The sequence below is a fragment of the Rhodococcus sp. NPDC058505 genome (genome assembly GCF_042720095.1).
GTDB lineage: Bacteria > Actinomycetota > Actinomycetes > Mycobacteriales > Mycobacteriaceae > Rhodococcus_G.
The window spans coordinates 194,052-210,488 of the sequence record NZ_JBHXNB010000006.1 but is presented as its reverse complement, the minus strand read 5'-3'; the positions used below and the strand labels follow the sequence as shown (position 1 = coordinate 210,488).

General features: G+C 71.7%; 15 protein-coding genes and 1 tRNA gene. 3 read left to right on the top strand and 13 right to left on the bottom strand.

The window, feature by feature from the left end; genetic code table 11:
* Nucleotides 1-126 precede the first annotated feature (126 nt).
* A tRNA-Tyr gene (locus ACFWPA_RS07440) sits at nt 127-209 on the bottom strand.
* Nucleotides 210-375: 166 nt separating this feature from the next.
* Between ACFWPA_RS07440 and ACFWPA_RS07435 the strand changes: the two genes are divergently transcribed.
* Nucleotides 376-867 (top strand): YajQ family cyclic di-GMP-binding protein, encoded by a 492-nt coding sequence (locus ACFWPA_RS07435; protein WP_378508188.1) that lies wholly within the window; start codon nt 376-378, stop codon nt 865-867.
* Between the two features lie 111 nt (nt 868-978).
* On the opposite strand, the gene ACFWPA_RS07430 is transcribed toward ACFWPA_RS07435, so the two are convergent.
* The 3 genes from ACFWPA_RS07430 to ACFWPA_RS07420 form a co-directional block, all read right to left on the bottom strand.
* Nucleotides 979-2,778, bottom strand: coding sequence for a CocE/NonD family hydrolase (locus ACFWPA_RS07430; RefSeq protein ID WP_378508189.1), 1,800 nt, complete (start codon nt 2,776-2,778; stop codon nt 979-981).
* A 51-nt stretch (nt 2,779-2,829) separates the two neighbouring features.
* Entirely contained in the window at nt 2,830-3,702 is an 873-nt protein-coding gene (htpX, locus tag ACFWPA_RS07425; protein WP_378508273.1) for a zinc metalloprotease HtpX, read from the bottom strand.
* Nucleotides 3,703-3,793: 91 nt separating this feature from the next.
* Nucleotides 3,794-4,825 carry a polyprenyl synthetase family protein gene (locus ACFWPA_RS07420; RefSeq protein WP_378508190.1) on the bottom strand — a complete coding sequence of 344 codons (1,032 nt, stop codon included), beginning with the start codon at nt 4,823-4,825 and terminating at the stop codon, nt 3,794-3,796.
* Nucleotides 4,826-5,071: 246 nt separating this feature from the next.
* Between ACFWPA_RS07420 and ACFWPA_RS07415 the strand changes: the two genes are divergently transcribed.
* The gene (locus ACFWPA_RS07415) at nt 5,072-6,280 is read left to right on the top strand and encodes a geranylgeranyl reductase family protein (protein ID WP_378508274.1); all 1,209 of its coding nucleotides are present in this window, start codon (nt 5,072-5,074) and stop codon (nt 6,278-6,280) included.
* Nucleotides 6,281-6,331: 51 nt separating this feature from the next.
* Here the strand turns inward: ACFWPA_RS07415 and ACFWPA_RS07410 are convergent, their stop codons facing one another.
* The 6 genes from ACFWPA_RS07410 to menD form a co-directional block, all read right to left on the bottom strand.
* Nucleotides 6,332-6,712 carry a Zn-ribbon domain-containing OB-fold protein gene (locus tag ACFWPA_RS07410; RefSeq protein WP_378508191.1) on the bottom strand — a complete coding sequence of 127 codons (381 nt, stop codon included), beginning with the start codon at nt 6,710-6,712 and terminating at the stop codon, nt 6,332-6,334.
* Nucleotides 6,709-7,578, bottom strand: a complete 870-nt coding sequence (locus ACFWPA_RS07405; RefSeq protein WP_378508192.1) for an alpha/beta fold hydrolase — start codon at nt 7,576-7,578, stop codon at nt 6,709-6,711. The genes ACFWPA_RS07410 and ACFWPA_RS07405 overlap by 4 nt, the downstream gene beginning before the upstream one ends.
* 164 nt (nt 7,579-7,742) lie before the next feature.
* Entirely contained in the window at nt 7,743-10,094 is a 2,352-nt protein-coding gene (locus tag ACFWPA_RS07400; protein WP_378508193.1) for an ATP-binding protein, read from the bottom strand.
* Nucleotides 10,095-10,146: 52 nt separating this feature from the next.
* Nucleotides 10,147-10,845: a demethylmenaquinone methyltransferase gene (locus ACFWPA_RS07395; RefSeq protein ID WP_378508194.1), complete on the bottom strand. Its 699-nt coding sequence runs from the start codon at nt 10,843-10,845 to the stop codon at nt 10,147-10,149.
* A 26-nt stretch (nt 10,846-10,871) separates the two neighbouring features.
* Nucleotides 10,872-11,282 (bottom strand): DUF3592 domain-containing protein, encoded by a 411-nt coding sequence (locus ACFWPA_RS07390; RefSeq protein ID WP_378508195.1) that lies wholly within the window; start codon nt 11,280-11,282, stop codon nt 10,872-10,874.
* Nucleotides 11,279-12,913 (bottom strand): 2-succinyl-5-enolpyruvyl-6-hydroxy-3-cyclohexene-1-carboxylic-acid synthase, encoded by a 1,635-nt coding sequence (gene menD, locus ACFWPA_RS07385; protein WP_378508196.1) that lies wholly within the window; start codon nt 12,911-12,913, stop codon nt 11,279-11,281. The genes ACFWPA_RS07390 and menD overlap by 4 nt, the downstream gene beginning before the upstream one ends.
* 105 nt (nt 12,914-13,018) lie before the next feature.
* Here menD and ACFWPA_RS07380 point away from each other — a divergent pair, with 105 nt between their 5' ends.
* The gene (locus ACFWPA_RS07380; protein ID WP_378508197.1) at nt 13,019-13,852 is read left to right on the top strand and encodes a siderophore-interacting protein; all 834 of its coding nucleotides are present in this window, start codon (nt 13,019-13,021) and stop codon (nt 13,850-13,852) included.
* Nucleotides 13,853-14,029: 177 nt separating this feature from the next.
* Here ACFWPA_RS07380 and ACFWPA_RS07375 read toward each other — a convergent pair whose 3' ends face one another.
* The 3 genes from ACFWPA_RS07375 to ACFWPA_RS07365 all read right to left on the bottom strand — a co-directional run bounded on the left by ACFWPA_RS07375 (nt 14,030) and on the right by ACFWPA_RS07365 (nt 16,436).
* On the bottom strand, nt 14,030-14,473 hold the full coding sequence (locus ACFWPA_RS07375) for a DUF6918 family protein (RefSeq protein ID WP_378508198.1): 444 nt from the start codon (nt 14,471-14,473) through the stop codon (nt 14,030-14,032).
* Between the two features lie 143 nt (nt 14,474-14,616).
* The gene (locus ACFWPA_RS07370) at nt 14,617-15,606 is read right to left on the bottom strand and encodes an o-succinylbenzoate synthase (RefSeq protein WP_378508199.1); all 990 of its coding nucleotides are present in this window, start codon (nt 15,604-15,606) and stop codon (nt 14,617-14,619) included.
* Nucleotides 15,603-16,436: a 2-phosphosulfolactate phosphatase gene (locus ACFWPA_RS07365; RefSeq protein ID WP_378569923.1), complete on the bottom strand. Its 834-nt coding sequence runs from the start codon at nt 16,434-16,436 to the stop codon at nt 15,603-15,605. The genes ACFWPA_RS07370 and ACFWPA_RS07365 overlap by 4 nt, the downstream gene beginning before the upstream one ends.
* Nucleotide 16,437 lies beyond the last annotated feature (1 nt).

Below are 16,437 nucleotides of genomic sequence, written 5' to 3'. Positions count from 1 at the left end.
CGCGCTTTGAAGCCTTCCGAAGGTTACACAGTCTCTGTCCGGAGTTCCAAACCGCCTGGTCAGGAGCCGTTTTCAACTTTGCAACCGCCAGGTCCCAGCGAGCTGACGCTCGCCGGGACCCCGGTGTGGCAGGTGTAGGATTCGAACCTACGTAGGCGTAAGCCGACGGATTTACAGTCCGCTCCCATTGGCCGCTCGGGCAACCTGCCTGGTGTCATCCAGGGTTCCTCGGCCGGCCCTCTCGGGCAACCCGGTTCTCCCTGACGCGTTGAGAAGAATACAACTACCGGGGCGGGTGAACGCAAACCGGGTGGTTATCGTGGGTTCTCGAACCCCCGGGACCTGGCCGGGACCGACGAAGTAGGGAGACAAGACGTGGCGGATTCGTCCTTCGACGTGGTGAGCAAGGTGGACCGGCAGGAAGTGGACAACGCGCTGCACCAGGCCGAGAAAGAGCTGAACACGCGCTTCGACTTCCGCGGCACCGGGGCGAGCATCGAGTGGTCGGGAGAGGAGTCGATCACCCTCGCCGCCGAGACCGAGGAGCGCCTCAAGGCCGCACTGGAGGTGTTCAAGGAGAAGCTGATCCGTCGGGACATCTCGCTGAAGGCCTTCGACGCGGGCGAACCCGCCCAGTCCGGAAAGATCTACAAGCTCACCGGCTCCCTCGTTCAGGGCATCTCGACCGAGAACGCGAAGAAGATCTCGAAGAAGATCCGCGACGAGGGCCCGAAGGGCGTCAAGGCGCAGATCCAGGGCGAGGAGCTGCGGGTGAGCAGCAAGAAGCGCGACGACCTGCAGGCCGTGATCGCGCTGCTCAAGGGCGAGGACTTCGGTATCGCGCTGCAGTTCGTCAACTACCGGTAGCACCGGCACACCGGTAGGCACCCGCGTCCCCCCCACCGAGTGAACGGAAGCGTTCAGTCGATCTGATCGACTGAACGATCCGTTCACTCCGTTGCGGGCACGGCCCTCCGCTCAGCCCTCGACGACCGGGAGCGTCAACTGCTGACCGGGATCGCCTGCGGCGACGGTGACCCGACGCGGCACCAGCCCGCCGCGGAAGTTCGAATCGCTACCCGACAACGCCACCCGGATGCGGTGGCCGGTGTCGAATCGGTGCACGATCGCGGGGAGCGTCACCTCGGTGCTGGCACCAAGGTCGACGATGCGCACGGGCGCGACCTGCCCGTTGATCAGCGTCGCCGAACCGTCCGGCGCCACGTCGTAGAGCTTCGCGAACATCACGACCGCGTCCCGCTCGTCGCCGACGGGGGTGGGGGTCGTCACGGTCACCGCCAGCTCCGGTGCCCCGACGACGTCGAGCGGGCCGTCGAGCGGCGCTCCGGTCCAGGCAACGACGCTGCCCGGCGGCTGATCCTCCGGCCGCGGGCCGGGATCGACGCGGATGTTCGACGCCGTTGAGCCCTGAACCACCCCGCCCGCCGGGGTGTCGAATGCCGCCGCGCCCGCCCGGATATCGCCGCGGTCGGTCACCAACTGCCCGCCGTCGGACAGGAACAGCGACCGCGGCTCCCCCACGGTCGGGCCCGCGGCGGTCGCGTAGCTTTCGGCGGTGTCGCCGGCGGCGACCCAGTCACGGTGGTAGGCGAACGTCGGTCCGGTGTCGACGGCGAGCCCCTTGAGGTGATGCTCGAACCAATCCAGGTAGCGCGCCGCCGGATACTGCGTGTCCGGGTCGGGCCTGCCGAGCCCGCCGAGCAGCAGGTTCGTCTCCCCGCCGGACGAGTGCCCGGACCGCTGCCAGATCATCTTCACCTCGGTTCCCCGCCGCTGCAGCGCCTCGAACGTGGCCTGTGCCTCGTTGAGGGTGAACAGGGTGTCCTCCGCGCCCTGGATCAGCAGGGTGGGGGTATGGATCCGGTCCGCGTACGAGGTGGCCGAGGCGGCCCGCAGGAACCGCACCGCCTGCGGATCCGGGAAGCCCTGCGTCAGCGAGGTGACGAGCGCCCCGCAGGTCGGATCGGCGAAGTTCGGGCAGCCGACAAGCTTGGACGGGTCGGTGCGGTAGCCGTCGACACCGGGCGCCGTCAGGCCCGCCCCGGTGAACAGGGCCGTCCACGACGTCTTGGTTGCGCCGGGGACCGCGCCGGACACCCCCACGTCGGCTCCCGTGCTGTTCGGCGCCAACGAATAGCTCAGGTCGTTCCAGGTGATCATCGGCACGATCGCATCGATCCGCGGGTCGACGGCGGCCGCGGCGAGCTGGATCGCGCCGCCGTAGGAGCCGCCGACCATACCGACGCGCGGGTCGTTCGGCAGCACCCGGCCGTCCTGCGCGACGACGTCACGCACCACGTGCTCCGCACCCGGCACCGGCTGGGTGTGCGCGGCGTCGGCGTAGGCGATGCCGTCCGCGCCGCCGAGGAAGCTGACGAGGTCCTGCGCGGCCCGGCCGTCGAATTCCGGGTCGTCGAGGGTCACCTTGCACCCGGAGCCGCCGAAGCCGAGACCCGAGTACGCAAGGACCACGTATCCCCGGCCTGCGAGGAACTCGGCGGTCGGCGTCTGGGCGTCCTTGTCCTGGCCGAAGCCGTGGGTGGTGAGCACGGCCGGTGCCGGGTTCGTCACCGACACCCCTACCGGGGTGTAGAGGTCCGCCTCGACGGCGCAGTGCTGGTCGTTCCCGGCCCCGACGGTGGTGTCGAAGTACAGGCTCTTCTTGCTGAACCCGACCGGATCGGCGTGTGCCACGCTCACCGGGAGTGCCGCGCCAACCACCACGGCGACGGCAGCGAACAGGGTTGTCGTCCTCATCTACCGCCCGATCTGCATCGAAGTCCGTATCGGACGGTAAACCTACCCCCGCTACTCGGGGAGCCGGCGACCCGCGAGGTTTTCCAGCCGCTCGATCCGGTCGGCCATCGGGGGGTGTGTGGCGAACATCCGACTCATCTTGTCGCCCGCCCGGAACGGGTTCGCGATCATCATGTGGGACTGCGCAGCGATCTTCGGTTCCGGCGGCAACGGCGCGGCCTGGGTGCCCCGTTCGAGCTTGCGCAGCGCCGACGCCAGGGCCAGCGGGTCACCGGTGAGCTCCGCACCCGACTGATCCGCCTGGTACTCCCGCGACCGCGAGACCGCCAGCTTCACCACGGTCGCGGCGATCGGGCCGAGCAGCGACACCAGCAGCAGCGCGAGCGGGTTCGGGCGGTTCTCCCCGCGTCCACCGAACATGCCAGCGAACATCGCCATGTTCGCCAGCCCGGAGATCACCGCCGCCATCGCACCGGCAACCGAGGAGATCAGGATGTCGCGGTTGTAGACGTGCGAGAGCTCGTGCCCGAGCACCGCACGCAGCTCCCGTTCGTCGAGGATCTGCAGAATTCCGCTGGTGCAGCAGACCGCGGCGTTGCGCGGGTTGCGTCCGGTCGCGAAGGCGTTCGGGGCGGCGGTGGGGCTGATGTACAGCCGCGGCATCGGCTGATGCGCGGCGGTCGCGAGTTCGCGCACGATCTTGTAGATGACCGGCGCCTCCACCTCGGTGATCGGCTGGGCGTGCATCGCGCGCAGGGCGAGCTTGTCGCTGTTGAAGTAGGCGTACGCGTTGGTGCCGACGGCCAGCAGGATCGAGAGGATCAGAATCGTCCGGCTGTTGAACAGGGATCCGACGAAGACGATCAGCGCCGACATGACCACCAGCAGGCCGAAGGTCTTGACCCCGTTCGAGTACCTGTGCACAGCCACCTCATTCCCCTGGCCGGCCGGGACCGGCCCACCACCCGTTGAACGAGGGATCACCTGGAGGGGTTCCCTCGGTGGGAACGTTACTTCAGCCGACGCGGGCGATCGTGTATTCGACCAGGCGTTTCAGTGCCTCGTTCGCCGGTCCCTGCGGCAGCTCCGCGAGCTGGGTGCGGGCGAGGTCGACGTACTCGCCGAGCTTCGCTTTCGCGGCGGCCATCCCCGGCGACCGTTCCAGCAGGCTCAGGGCCTCCGCGACCGCGGCGTCCTCGGTGACCGGCCCGGCAAGCAGTTCCCGGAGGCGGTCGCCGTCGGGGCCCTCCTCGCGGAGCGCGTACAGCACCGGGAGGGTGTGCACCCCCTCCCGCAGATCCGTTCCCGGTGTCTTCCCGGACTGCGCGGACACCGAGGAGATGTCGATGATGTCGTCGACGATCTGGAATGCGGTGCCGATCGCGTCGCCGAGCCGCTCAAGCCGGACCACGTCCTCGGCCGTCGCGCCCGCGAACGTGCCACCGAAACGCCCGCACGCGGCGATCAACGATCCGGTCTTCTCCCACACCACCTTCAGGTAGTGCTCGACCGGGTCCTGGCTCTGCTTCGCCCCGATGGTCTCCCGCATCTGGCCGGTGACCAGCGCGGCGAACGTCTCCGCGATGATCCGGACCGCGTCCGGGCCGAGGGTCGACACCAGCCGTGAGGCGTGGGCGAACAGGTAGTCGCCGGCCAGGATCGCGATGCTGTTGTCCCAGCGGGAGTTCGCGCTCGGCGCGCCGCGCCGCATCGACGCCTCGTCCATCACGTCGTCGTGATACAGCGTGGCCAGGTGCACCAGCTCGACGACGGTCGCGGCGGTGATCACCGCCGGATCGGTGCCCCGCGGCCCCAGCTGGGCGGTCAGCAGGGTGAACAACGGCCGGAACCGTTTCCCGCCCGCCTTGGCCAGGTGTAGGGCGGCCTCGGTGAGAAAGTCCTCTCCGTCGGACAGCTCGCCGACCAGCAGGGCCTCCACGTCGGTCAGACCCGTCCGCACCACCTCGGCCAGTGCCTGGTCGCCCAGATCCACACCGGCGACGACGGTGCTCGTCGCTTCGCTCGTGCTCACGATCTCAGTACCCATCCTGTTCTCCGAGACACCGGCCAAACCGATCCCACTGTCACCGGCCCGACGACTGCTGTGGATGCCCACGGTAGTGGGCACGCGGCGGGTGCGGGGTACCCGGGCTGCCACCGGGCGTGGGGCCGGGCCTGACAAGATACTGCCGTGGTGCCTCCGCCTGCCGAATCCGATCAATTCGCACCGACCGCCGCAACACCGACGGGCGTCCCAGACGCCGCACCGACGGGCGTCCCCGAGCGGACCGAGGTGCTGGTTGTCGGCGCAGGTCCGGCCGGCTCCGCGGCCGCGGCCTGGGCGGCCCGATCCGGCCGCGAGGTGCTGCTGGCGGATGCCGCGGCGTTTCCCCGCGACAAGACCTGCGGCGACGGCCTGACGCCGCGCGCGGTCGGCGAACTGAACCATCTGGGGCTCAGCGAGTGGCTGAGCGGCCGCCCGGTGAACCGGGGGCTGCGGCTGACCGGGTTCGGCAGGGAACTGCAGCTGCAATGGCCGGACGGCGCGTTCCCCGCCACCGGCAGCGCGGTGCCACGGACGGAACTCGACGACCGGATCCGCCGGGTCGCGGTGGCGGCGGGCGCGACGATGCTCGCCGGCGCGAAGGCGGTCGACGTCGAGCGGGACGCCGACACCGTGCGCGCGGTCACGTTCGCGACGGCGGACGGCGCCCGCACCGTCCGGTGCCGGTATCTGGTGGTCGCCGACGGCGTCCGGTCTCCCCTCGGCAAGCTGCTGGGCAGGCGGTGGCACCGCGAGACCGCCTACGGCGTCGCGGCCCGCGCCTACGTCGACTCCGGTCGCGCCGACGACGAGTGGATCACCTCCCACCTGGAACTGCGGGACGGTGCGGGGGCGCTGCTGTCCGGCTACGGCTGGGTGTTCCCGCTCGGCGGGGGCCGGGTGAACCTCGGGGTCGGAACGCTGGCGACCGCGACCCACCCGGCGCCGGGGGCGCTGCGCCCGCTGATCGAGTTGTACGCGGCGCAACGCCGCGACGAATGGCACCTGGACGGGCCGATCCGATCGGTCGGGTCGGCGCTGCTGCCGATGGGCGGGGCGGTGTCCGGGGTGGCTGGCGCGAACTGGGCGCTGGTCGGGGACGCGGCGGCGTGCGTGAACCCGCTGAACGGGGAGGGCATCGACTACGGCCTGGAAACCGGCCGGATGATCGTCGACCTCCTCGATGCTGGCGAGCTCACCGAATTGTGGCCCACCGTGCTGCGGCAGCACTACGGCCGGGCGTTTTCGATCGCCCGCAGGCTCGCCGGGCTGCTGACGGTGCCGCGGGTGCTGCCAGCAGGTGGGCCGGTGGCGATGCGGTCGCGGGCGCTGATGACCGTCGCGGTCCGGGTGATGGGCAATCTGGTGACCGACGAGGACGCCGACCTGACCGCGCGGGCGTGGCGGGCTGCGGGGGCGGCGTCGCTGCGCGTCGACGGCCGCCCCCCGTTCAGCTGATCCTCGGCGTGACCGGACCGTTCAGGCCGTCGGGTGGCCTGAACGGTCCGGTCACTCGGACCCCGCCGGGTCGAGGACGAACACCGGGAACCGGCCGACGACCGGTTCCTGCGCGAACACCACCCGGGCCCGGCCAGGGGCGGCGTCCGGGTGGCCGCCCTCGATCGCCGCATAAATCCACGGTCCCTCGTCGAGTTCGACGATCGCGATGGTCAGCGGGTCCAGCCCGCGTCCACTCGCTCCCGCGTTCGCCGGGTCGAGCCGGGTCCAGGACACGACGGCCCCCTGCCCCGTCGACGGCACCCATTCGAGGTTGCCGTCGCAGCTCGTGCACACCCACGTCTCGGGCGCGTACAGGGCCGAGCAGGATCCGCAGCACCGCAGCATGAAGGCCTCCGTCTCGAACGGCCTGGTGACCGCGTCGACGCTCATGCCGACACCTGCTCCCTGCATCGCGACAGGACCCGGCCGACGGTCTCCCCGAACCGGTCGGGTTCACCGATCGGCCAGCAGTGGTTGCCGGGCACCATCACCACGTTCGGGTCGCCGAGCGCGGCCCGCATCGAGTCGAAACTCGCCTCCGGGATCACGCTGTCCGCGGTACCCCACAGCAGCGTCACGGGCAGCCTCCGCTCCGCGAGCCTGATCAGCTCCGGCCGCAGGTCGGCGGTGCGGGCCACGTGCCCGGCCCGCCACACCGCCATCGGGTCCCGGAGCACGTTCGGAAGCGCGTCCCCGGCCAGGGCCCCGACGATCTGGCTCAGCGACGGCGAGCCGAGCGCATCGGCCTGCAGGCGCAGCGCCCAGTCCCACAGCGGCCGCTCACCGATCGGCCGGGCCGCCCCCTCGGACGTCCACTGGGCCCCGCCGACGGAGTTGACGAGCACCAATTCCTCGACATGGTCGGGCAGGTCGTGCGCGGCCCGGGCGGCGACGCCACCGCCGAACGAGTGTCCGATCGCGGTGACCGGGCGGCGGATGCCGATGGCGTCGACGAAACGGCCAACCCAGCGTGCGTACCCGTCGAGGTCGCGTTCGCCCTGGGGCAGCTCCGGGGTGCCGCCGAATCCGGGCATCGCGGGGGCATAGACCCGCACCCCCCGATGCGCGAGCTCCCGGAGCGCGGCCCGGTACGGGGCAGGTCCGAGTCCCCAGCCGTGCAGGAAGACAACCGGCCTGCCGTGCCCACCGACCGCGTAGTCCACTGCACTGCGGTCGACGCGGACCTGTCGCCAGCGCAGGTCCTGGGCGGGCCGGTGACCGGCGGCCGACGAATTTCGGGGTGGAGACTCGTGCATCGGGTACCTCGACTTCACGGCGAGTGCCATCACTGGAGAACGACTCGGTTGCTGAGACGTTCATCACAGTGCCGGGTATCCGTGCGGGGCACGACGGCCGAATGACGGGGATGGGTACCTGTTTTTCGATTTCCGGGTACCCGGTGTCACCGAAAACCCGCCGGTCACCGCCCCCCGACGGGGTCGCCGGGCGCCCCGGACCGGCTCGTCTGCTGTTCGACGAACCAGGCCGCGATCTGGGTTCGTGAGCTGAAGCCGAGCTTGGCCAGCACGTGCTCCACGTGCCCCTGCGCCGTCCGCTGCGAGATCACCAACTTCCCGGCGATCGCGCGGTTGGTCAGGCCCTGCGCGACGAGTTCCGCGACCTGCTGTTCGCGCCGCGTCAGGGTGACGGCCTCGGGCTCCGGGGCAGGCGCGGGCACCTGCTGCTCGCCGAGTGCGTAGGCGAGGACGTCGTCGCAGGACATCGCGCCGCCCTGCCGCCAGGCCGCGTCGAAGACCCCCTCCGCGAGCGCGTCGCGGGTGCGCTTCTCCGCCTCCTCGTGGTAGACGAGCACGTTCGGCAGCAACACGATCGGGCTGCCGACCGCCCGGGACCGGGCCTGCGCCGCCCCCATCAGGACCGCGGCCCGCCGATAGCGCCCGTCCGCGGCGGCGATCCAGGAGAGCACCTCGACGCAGGAGCTGCACCCGAGCGGATCGTCGATGACCCGCCCGAGCCGCAATCCCTGCTCCAGCAGGTCGGAGGCGCTGTCCGGGTCGTCGGACCATCGGCTCAACGCCAACGCGAGCAGGGAGTACTCGCGGATCGCGGATTCGCCGTGCTCCTCGGTGATGTCGAGGACCTCCTCGTGATAGGAGATCGCCCGGCTCTCCTCCCCGAGGACACCGGCGGACACCGCCGCACCGACCAGCGCGTTGGCGAGCCGAAGCAGGTCACCGGAGGCCCGGAACCGGGCAATGACCGCCTCGAACGCCGGGATGGCCTCGGTGAGGCTGCCCGCGAACAGCGACTCCGAGGCGGCGGCGAGATTCGTCAACAGGTCGGCCTCGGGGTCGCGGAGTTCGGCCGCGACGCGCCGACAACGCGCCACCAGGTCCGCGGCGCGTCGCAGGTCGCCCTGGGTGCCCGCCAGCACGCTGTCCACGTACAGCGCCTTCACCCGATCGAGACTCGGCAGGTCGGGTCCCCGGTCGAGGGCGCGGTCGAGCCAGTGCCTGCCCTCGCTGGACATGCCGCGGCACAACCAGTACGGGTACATGGCGGTTCCGATCCGCAGCGCACCGTCGACACCACCTGGCTCGGTGACGCTGAACGCGATCGCCTCGCGCAGGTTCGACTGTTCGCGGTCCAGCCTGCGGATCCAGTCGACCTGACGGGGACCGATCCACTCGGATTCCGCGGTCGCCGCGATGCCCTCGTACCAGTCCCGGTGCCGACGCCGCATCGCGGTGAACTCCCCCGCGTCCCGCAGCCTCTCGCGGCCGTACTCGCGGATCGTCTCGAGCATCCGGTACCGGACCCCGGCATCGACCTCCTCCCGGATCAGGATCGACTTGTCGACCAGCGACGCGACCCCGTCGAGCAGCGCGCCCGCGTCGTCCGGCTCGCCGCACACCCCTTCCGCGGCGTCGAGTTCGAAACTGCCCGCGAACACGGACAGCCGCCGCCACAGCACCTGCTCGGTGTCGGTGCACAGTTCGTGGCTCCAGTCGATGCTCATGCGCAGCGACTGCTGCCGGGTGGGGGCACCGCGGCTGCCCTTCGTCAGCAGCCGGTACCGGTCGGTGAGCCGCTCGAGGATCTGGTCGACCGACATCGCCCTCAGCCGGACCGCGGCCAGTTCGATCGGCAGCGGCAGCCCGTCGAGCTGATAGCAGATCGACGAGATCGCGACCCGGTTCTCCTCCGTCAGCGCGAATCCCGGCACCGCGGCGGCCGCCCGCTCCACGAACAGGGTCACCGCCTCGTACTGCGGCAGACCCTGCAGGTGCGGCGGCCGATGCGGATCCGGCACCGTCATCGCGGGCACCCGGCTCACCGCCTCGCCGCCGATCGACAGGGGCTCCCTGCTGGTCGCGAGGATCCGCAGATCCGGGCAGCACCGGAGCAGCGCCTCCGCGAGCGCGGCGATGGCGTCGATCAGATGCTCACAGTTGTCGAGGACCAGCAGCAGGTTCCGTTCGACGAGGTGATCGGTGAGCTGGGTCAGCGGCGAATGCCCGGGCAGTTGCCGCAGTCCGAGCGCGGCAGCGACGGCGTCCGCGACCAGGTCCGGGTCGTGCAGTTCCCCGAGCTCAACAAGCCACACCCCGTCCGGGAACGCGCGCCGTGCGTCGTCGGCGACCCGCAACGCGAGCCGCGTCTTCCCGACCCCGCCGATCCCGGTGAGGGTGACCAGCCGTGACGCGGACAGCAGCCGCTTGGCCTCGGTCAGTTCCCTCCGCCGACCGACGAAGCTGGTCAGTTCCTGGGGCAGGTTTCCCTGCCCCCCGCGCGCACCGGACTGGTTCATACTCGCGTCACTCCCGTTCTGGCCTCGGTGCGCCCCGACAACGCACCGAGTGTTACCGGCGGGCGCGATGCAGTGCCACGACCCCACCGGTCAGGTTGCGCCACTGTACGTCTCGCCAGCCCGCCGCCTCAATTGTTCGGGCCAACTCGTCCTGCGACGGCCACGCCCGGATGGACTCGGCGAGGTAGACGTAGGCGTCGGGATTGGAGCTGACGGCGCGCGCCACCCGGGGCAGCGCCCTCATCAGGTACTCCATGTAGACGGTTCGGAATGGGCCGAAGGTCGGCGTCGAGAATTCGCTGACCACCAGCCGACCGCCCGGCTTGGTGACGCGGGCGATCTCCCGCAGCCCGGCCTCGAAATCGGAGACGTTGCGCAGGCCGAACGAGATGGTCGCGGCGTCGAAGACGGCGTCCGCGTAGGGCAGGGCCATCGCGTCGCCCGCGACCATCGGCACCCGCCGGGACGACCCAGCGTGCAGCATCCCCTTCGAGAAGTCGGTGGCGACCACCCAGGCCCCGGACCGACCGAGTTCGACGGTCGACACCCCGGTGCCAGCCGCCAGGTCGAGGACCCGCTCCCCCGGCTTGAGGTCGAGGGCCGCGCGGGTCGCGGTCCGCCAGTGCCGGTCCTGCCCGAAGGAGAGGACGGTGTTGGTCAGGTCGTATCGACGCGCGACCCCGTCGAACATCGACGCGACCTCGTGCGGTTCCTTGTCGAGCGATGCCCGCGAGCCCTTCGTTGCTGCCACGCCGCCCACCGTACCGTCGCGCCCGGTCAGCCCGTCCGTCGCCTGACCGCCCACAGGACTGGCGCCGCGACCAGCCACGTCACCACGATCACCGACGCTGCGGGGAGCACCGCGACCCGCACGTCCCTCCCGGACACCCGCACCAGGTCGGGGTCGGAGCGGGCGTACTCGACGTCGATGCGCTGGCCCGCGGTCAGCTTGGTCGGGTACAGCACACCGAGCCGCGGGGTGTGCGTCACCCCGTCGGGAGTGACGAAGCTGACCGCCGAGCGCAGCGCGCCCGCCGAGAGCACCTCGGCGGTCGCGACGCCGCGGTCGGAGTTGATGGTGTGGTCGTTGCGCCACGCCGCGAGCACCAGCAGCACCGCCAGCACCGAGATGCCGGTGGCGACGACCAGCACCCCGCGGGCGACGCGATGCGCGGTTCTCGGGGTCACAGTTGCGCCCGGATCGCGGCGTGCAGCTCCCGCAGTCCCGCCCGGTCGGTGCCGACCTCGAGCACCCGAATCCCGCGACCGTAGGGGGTGGCCAGCTCGGTCGCCAGCCGATCGCAGGTCACCCGGGCGTGCTCGATCCGATAGGCGGCGCACAGCGCGGCAAGGTCCATGCCGTGTGGGGTGCCGAAGATCCGCTCAAAGACGCCCGCGTACTGCGGGTCGCCCTGTTCCAGGAGTTCGAAGATGCCGCCCCCGTCGTCGTTCGCGACGACGACGGTCAGGTCCTTCGGTCGCGGTTCCCCGGTCCCGATCAGCAGCCCCGACGCGTCGTGCAGGAACGTCAGGTCCCCCATCAGCGCAATCGTCCGGCCCCCGCCTGCCGCGTCGGCGGACAGCGCCGCCCCGACCGCCGCCGACACGGTGCCGTCGATGCCCGCGACGCCGCGGTTGGACAGCACCCGCACCCCGGGACGCGGGTAGCCGACCAGCGCGGCGTCCCGTACCGGGTTGGACGCGCCGAGCAACAGTTGGTCCCCGTCGCCGAGCGCATCGGCGACGACGGCGGCGACGTGCAGGCCGGTCGCACACTGATGGACGGAAAGCTGCTGCCGGACCGCCTTGTCCGCGTGCTCGGTCAGATGCCTGCAGCGCTCGAGCCACGCCTGCTGCGGCGCGCCGCTGACGATCGCCCGGGTGCCAGTGGCCTGGACATTGCCGGAGACGTCGGGCCAGCGGGGCCCGGTGGTCAGGGCGAACACCGACACCCGCGGGTCGGCGAGCAGCTTGGACACCGGGCGGTGCAGGGTCGGGCGGCCGGTGATGATCGCCTGACGCGGCGCCAGCTGGGACAGCGCGAGGGGATGCAGCGGGACCCCGTGCATCGGTGCGGTCGGTTCGGCGACCGTGGGGAGCGCGGCGAGTTCGGGCCGGTAGGCGGCGCCGTGCCCGGAGATCACCACGGTGTCGGGGCTGAGGTCGATCTCAAGCGGCACGTCCAGGGTGGCGTGCGCGGTCGTCGTCCAGGCCGCGCCGCCGGGCCTGCCCTCGTGTGCCGGCCCCTGCGGATGGGCGTCGGGAACGAGCGGTTCCCGGAACGGGATGTCGAAGTGGACGGGTCCGGCATTGCCGGAGCGGGTGCCGCGGGCGGCCGCGAGCACCCGGCACACCGCCGACCGCCACTGGCTGTTCTGCAGCGCCGCGTCGCCGTCGGCCTCGGCGAGACCGAGGCTGATCGTGGCGCGCACCTGGGTGCCGAACAGCCCGAGTTGTTCGACGGTCTGGTTGGCGCCGGTGCCGAGCATCTCGTAGGGCCGGTTCGCGGAGAGCACCACCAGCGGCACCCGCGCGTAGTTGGCCTCGAGCACGGCGGGCCCGAGATTGGCGACCGCGGTGCCGGAGGTCATCACGATCGGCACCGGGTGGCCGGAGGAGATCGCGAGGCCAAGCGCAAGGAAGCCTGCGGTCCGCTCGTCGATCCGCAGGTGCAGGCGCATCCGCCCGGCGGCGTCGGCGGCCTGCAGCGCGAACGCGAGCGGCGCATTCCGCGAACCCGGGCACAGCACGACGTCGCGGACGCCTCCGCGGATCAGTTCGTCGACGACGGCGGTGGCCTGGGCTGTGGACGGATTCACGGTGTCCAGGGTGTCAGACCTCGCGGGCAGGCCGAAGCGCCCCCACCGACGACCCGCCGCTAGTTGGGATTGCCTGATCTAATTCGGCACGGGAGGACGAATTTCATGGCCAGGCGCCCCACCTACATCAGACCCGACCAGCGCGCGTTCCTGCGGGCGCAGGTCGTCGCGAGCAAGCAGATCAGCCCCCACTTTGTCCGCGTCACGGTCGGCGGACCCGAGCTGCGCTCGTTCACCCCGCTCGGCAGCGACCAGTGGTTCCGAATGTTCCTGCCCGCCCCCGGCACCGGCCTGCGGCTGCCGACGGCGACCGGCAAACTCTGGTACGCGCAGTACCTGGCGATGAGCAAGGCGACCCGGCCGGTGGTGCGGAACTACACGGTGCGGGCGTTCCGGAACGCGGAGCAGGCGCGGCACGGCGCGGACCCGGAGATCGACATCGACTTCGTCTGCCACGGCGACGACAACGCGAGCGGCCCCGCCTCGGCGTGGTCCCAGTCCGCCGCCCCCGGCGACGAGGTCGCCCTGCTCGACGAGGGACTGATCCACCATCCGCGGCCGGACGCCCGGCGGTGGCTGCTGGTCGGCGACGAGAGCGCGTTGCCCGCGATCGCGGGGATCCTGGAGTCGGCACCGGCGGACGTGCGCGGGGAGACCTACCTTGAGGTGCCGCACGCCGACGACGCGCAGGACCTGCCTGCGCCGGACGGCATGACGGTGCACTGGCTGGCGCGGAGCGATCCGCATGCCCGACCGGGGACGCTGGCCCTCGACGCGGTGCGCGCCGCCGCCCTCGCCGACGTCCCGGACTACGCGTTCGTGGCTGGCGAGCAGGCGCTCGCGACCGGGGTGCGCCGCACCCTGGTGAACGATCGCGGGGTCGCGAAGGCCGACATCGCGTTCACCGGCTTCTGGCGGCACGGCCGCGCCGCGGGGTAAATGCGCCTGCGGCGCCGGTACAGAGAGGCGACTCCGCTGCGCTTCGCGCCCGGTGCAGAGAGGCGGCTCCGCTGCGCTTCGCGCCCGGTGCAGAGAGGCGGCTCCGCTGCGCTTCGCGCCCGGTGCGTGATTTTCACCCCGATCGGGGTGAAAATCACGCACAGTTGGCGGAGCCGACTAGCTGGCGTGCTTCTGGACGAGCGCGCCGAGCCGCGGCAGGGCCTCGACGACGTTCTTCTTCGCCGACGGGCGGAGCGACGAGTAGACCTTCTTGACGGCGGCCTTGCTGGTGCCCTCAATCTTGTCGTCGGTCACGCCGAGCAGCGCGTCCGCGACCTCGTCGCCGCGGGCGGTGAGGAAGTCACCGAACGCGCCGCCGGTGGCGCCGAAGTCCTGCCAGAACGGCTCCAGCCGGGTAACGAAGCTCGGCAGCAGGCCCTCGACCGCGTCCGGAACGATCGACGGTCCGACCTTCTTCACGGCGCCGTAGCCGGTCTTGAGGGCCAGACCCGAGGCGCCGGACTTGTCCGAAACCTCGGCGTCGATGAGCTCCTGCACGTCCGCGACGACAGCGGGCAGCCGCGCCGGGTCGAGCAGGGTGTCGTTCAGTGCTGCAACCACTTTCAATGCCTCCGATAGTGCGTGAATGTCGAGCGCCGACCCTATACGACGCACCGACCACACCATCAACTCCAGTCACCTGGAGCCACACCAGCCACCCGAGTCAACGGCAAGCAGCCCAGGTCAGCAATCATGCAGCGCATTCATAGCAGGGCGTGACACCGAGCCAGCCGATCCAGCCACCAGCCGGTGCGCTGGGGTGCGGCCGCCAACGCCGCGAGCCGCTCCTCATCCGGCACCACGGCAGCGACCTCGAGCTCGCCACCCGACAGCGGGAGCGGCGCCGCGACATCGGCGGCGAACAGGCTGCCGGTCCCGAGCCCGCAGGCCAGGTCAAGGGCGGGCAGCGCGGCGGCCGCGGCCAGCCCGGTCGCGATCCCGACCGCCGAGTCCAGCGCGCTCGACACCACGATCCGCGCGCCGTGTCCGGCGAGTTCGTCGGCCAGCCGCAGCAGCGACCGCATCCCGCCGAGCGGCGCGACCTTCACGACCGCGACATCGGCGGCGCCGGCGCGCACGACCCGCAGCGGGTCGTCGGCACGGCGGATGCTCTCGTCGGCGGCGATCGGGACCGAGATGCCCCGGCCCGCCAGCCGCCGACGCAGTTCGACGAGTTCGGGGACCGTCGCGCACGGCTGTTCGGCGTACTGCACCGCGCCCCCGTCGGTCAGCGCGGACAGCGCCGCCACCGCCTCGTCGACGGACCACCCGCCGTTCGCGTCGACCCGGACGTGCTCGACACGGTTGCGGACCGCGGCAACGCGGGCCACGTCGTCGGCGAGGGACTGCCCCCTCTCGGCGACCTTCACCTTCGCGGTGCTGGCACCCGGAAAGCGGGTCAGGATCTGCGGCACCTGCGCGGCAGCGACCGCGGGCACCGTCGCGTTGACGGGGATCGTGGTGCGCACCGCGGGCGGCGGCCCCAGCCAGGCACTCTCGATCGCAGACCGCAGCCACGCGGACGATTCGACATCCCCATACTCAGGGAACGGCGCGAACTCGCCCCACCCGGCGGGCCCCCGAAGCAGCAGCACCTCGCGCACCGTGATGCCACGGAACCGCACCCGCATCGGCAGGGCGACGACGCGGGCGGCGGCGCGCAGCTCGTCGAGGGTCGGGGTCGGTCCGGTCACGCCGGATCTCCTTCGGTCGCGGCGTCGACGAATTCGATGCCCCGCAGCACCGGCACGACAGCGCTGACGTCGACCTCGGCGGCGACGGCCACGTCGCCGCCGAACCCCTTGGCCGCCAGCTCGCGCCCGCCCGCGCAGGAGTCGAGCAGCGCCCCGATCGTCGGCGCCGCGGCATCGAACGCGGCCGCCGCGGACAGCGATTCGGGGGAGCATCCGCCCGGGTCGGCGATCGCGAACGCCCGGAGCACCGCCCCGGCCCCCCACAGGTCCTCGACGGCCGGACGCAGCGAGCCGTCCGGCCACCGCTCCCCCGCCGCGATCACCGCCACCGTCGACGCGCCCGAGCTGGCGATCCAGCGAGCGACCGCGGACGCGTTGCGCAGGCACGCCCCAACCACAAGCGGCGACCCGCCGGTAGCGACATGCGGCGACCCGCCGGTAGCGACATGCGGCGACCCGCCGGTGGCAAGGCCGAACGACAGCGCGGACCCGTTCGGCGACGGCAGCACCAACCGCGTCGGCACCGCACCCGCCCGCAGCGACAGCGGGGACAGGCTCGGCTGCCCGGGGCGGGCCCGCGACCGCCCCACCGCCGGCGTCGCATCGTGGTCGGCGGCGTAGGCGGCGGCGCCCGCCGGGTCCCACGGGTACGGGAGGACGACGGCGCCCGCCTCGAGCGCGACGGTGAGGGTGGTGCTGAACGACAGCACATCGACGACGACGGCGACATCGCAGCCGACCGCGACCGCTGCCGCGCCCGCGGGACCCCAGTCGAAGCGGATCCGGTGCGCGCCCTGGCGATGGGCGGGCGGTGCGGGTGGGGTCGGCACG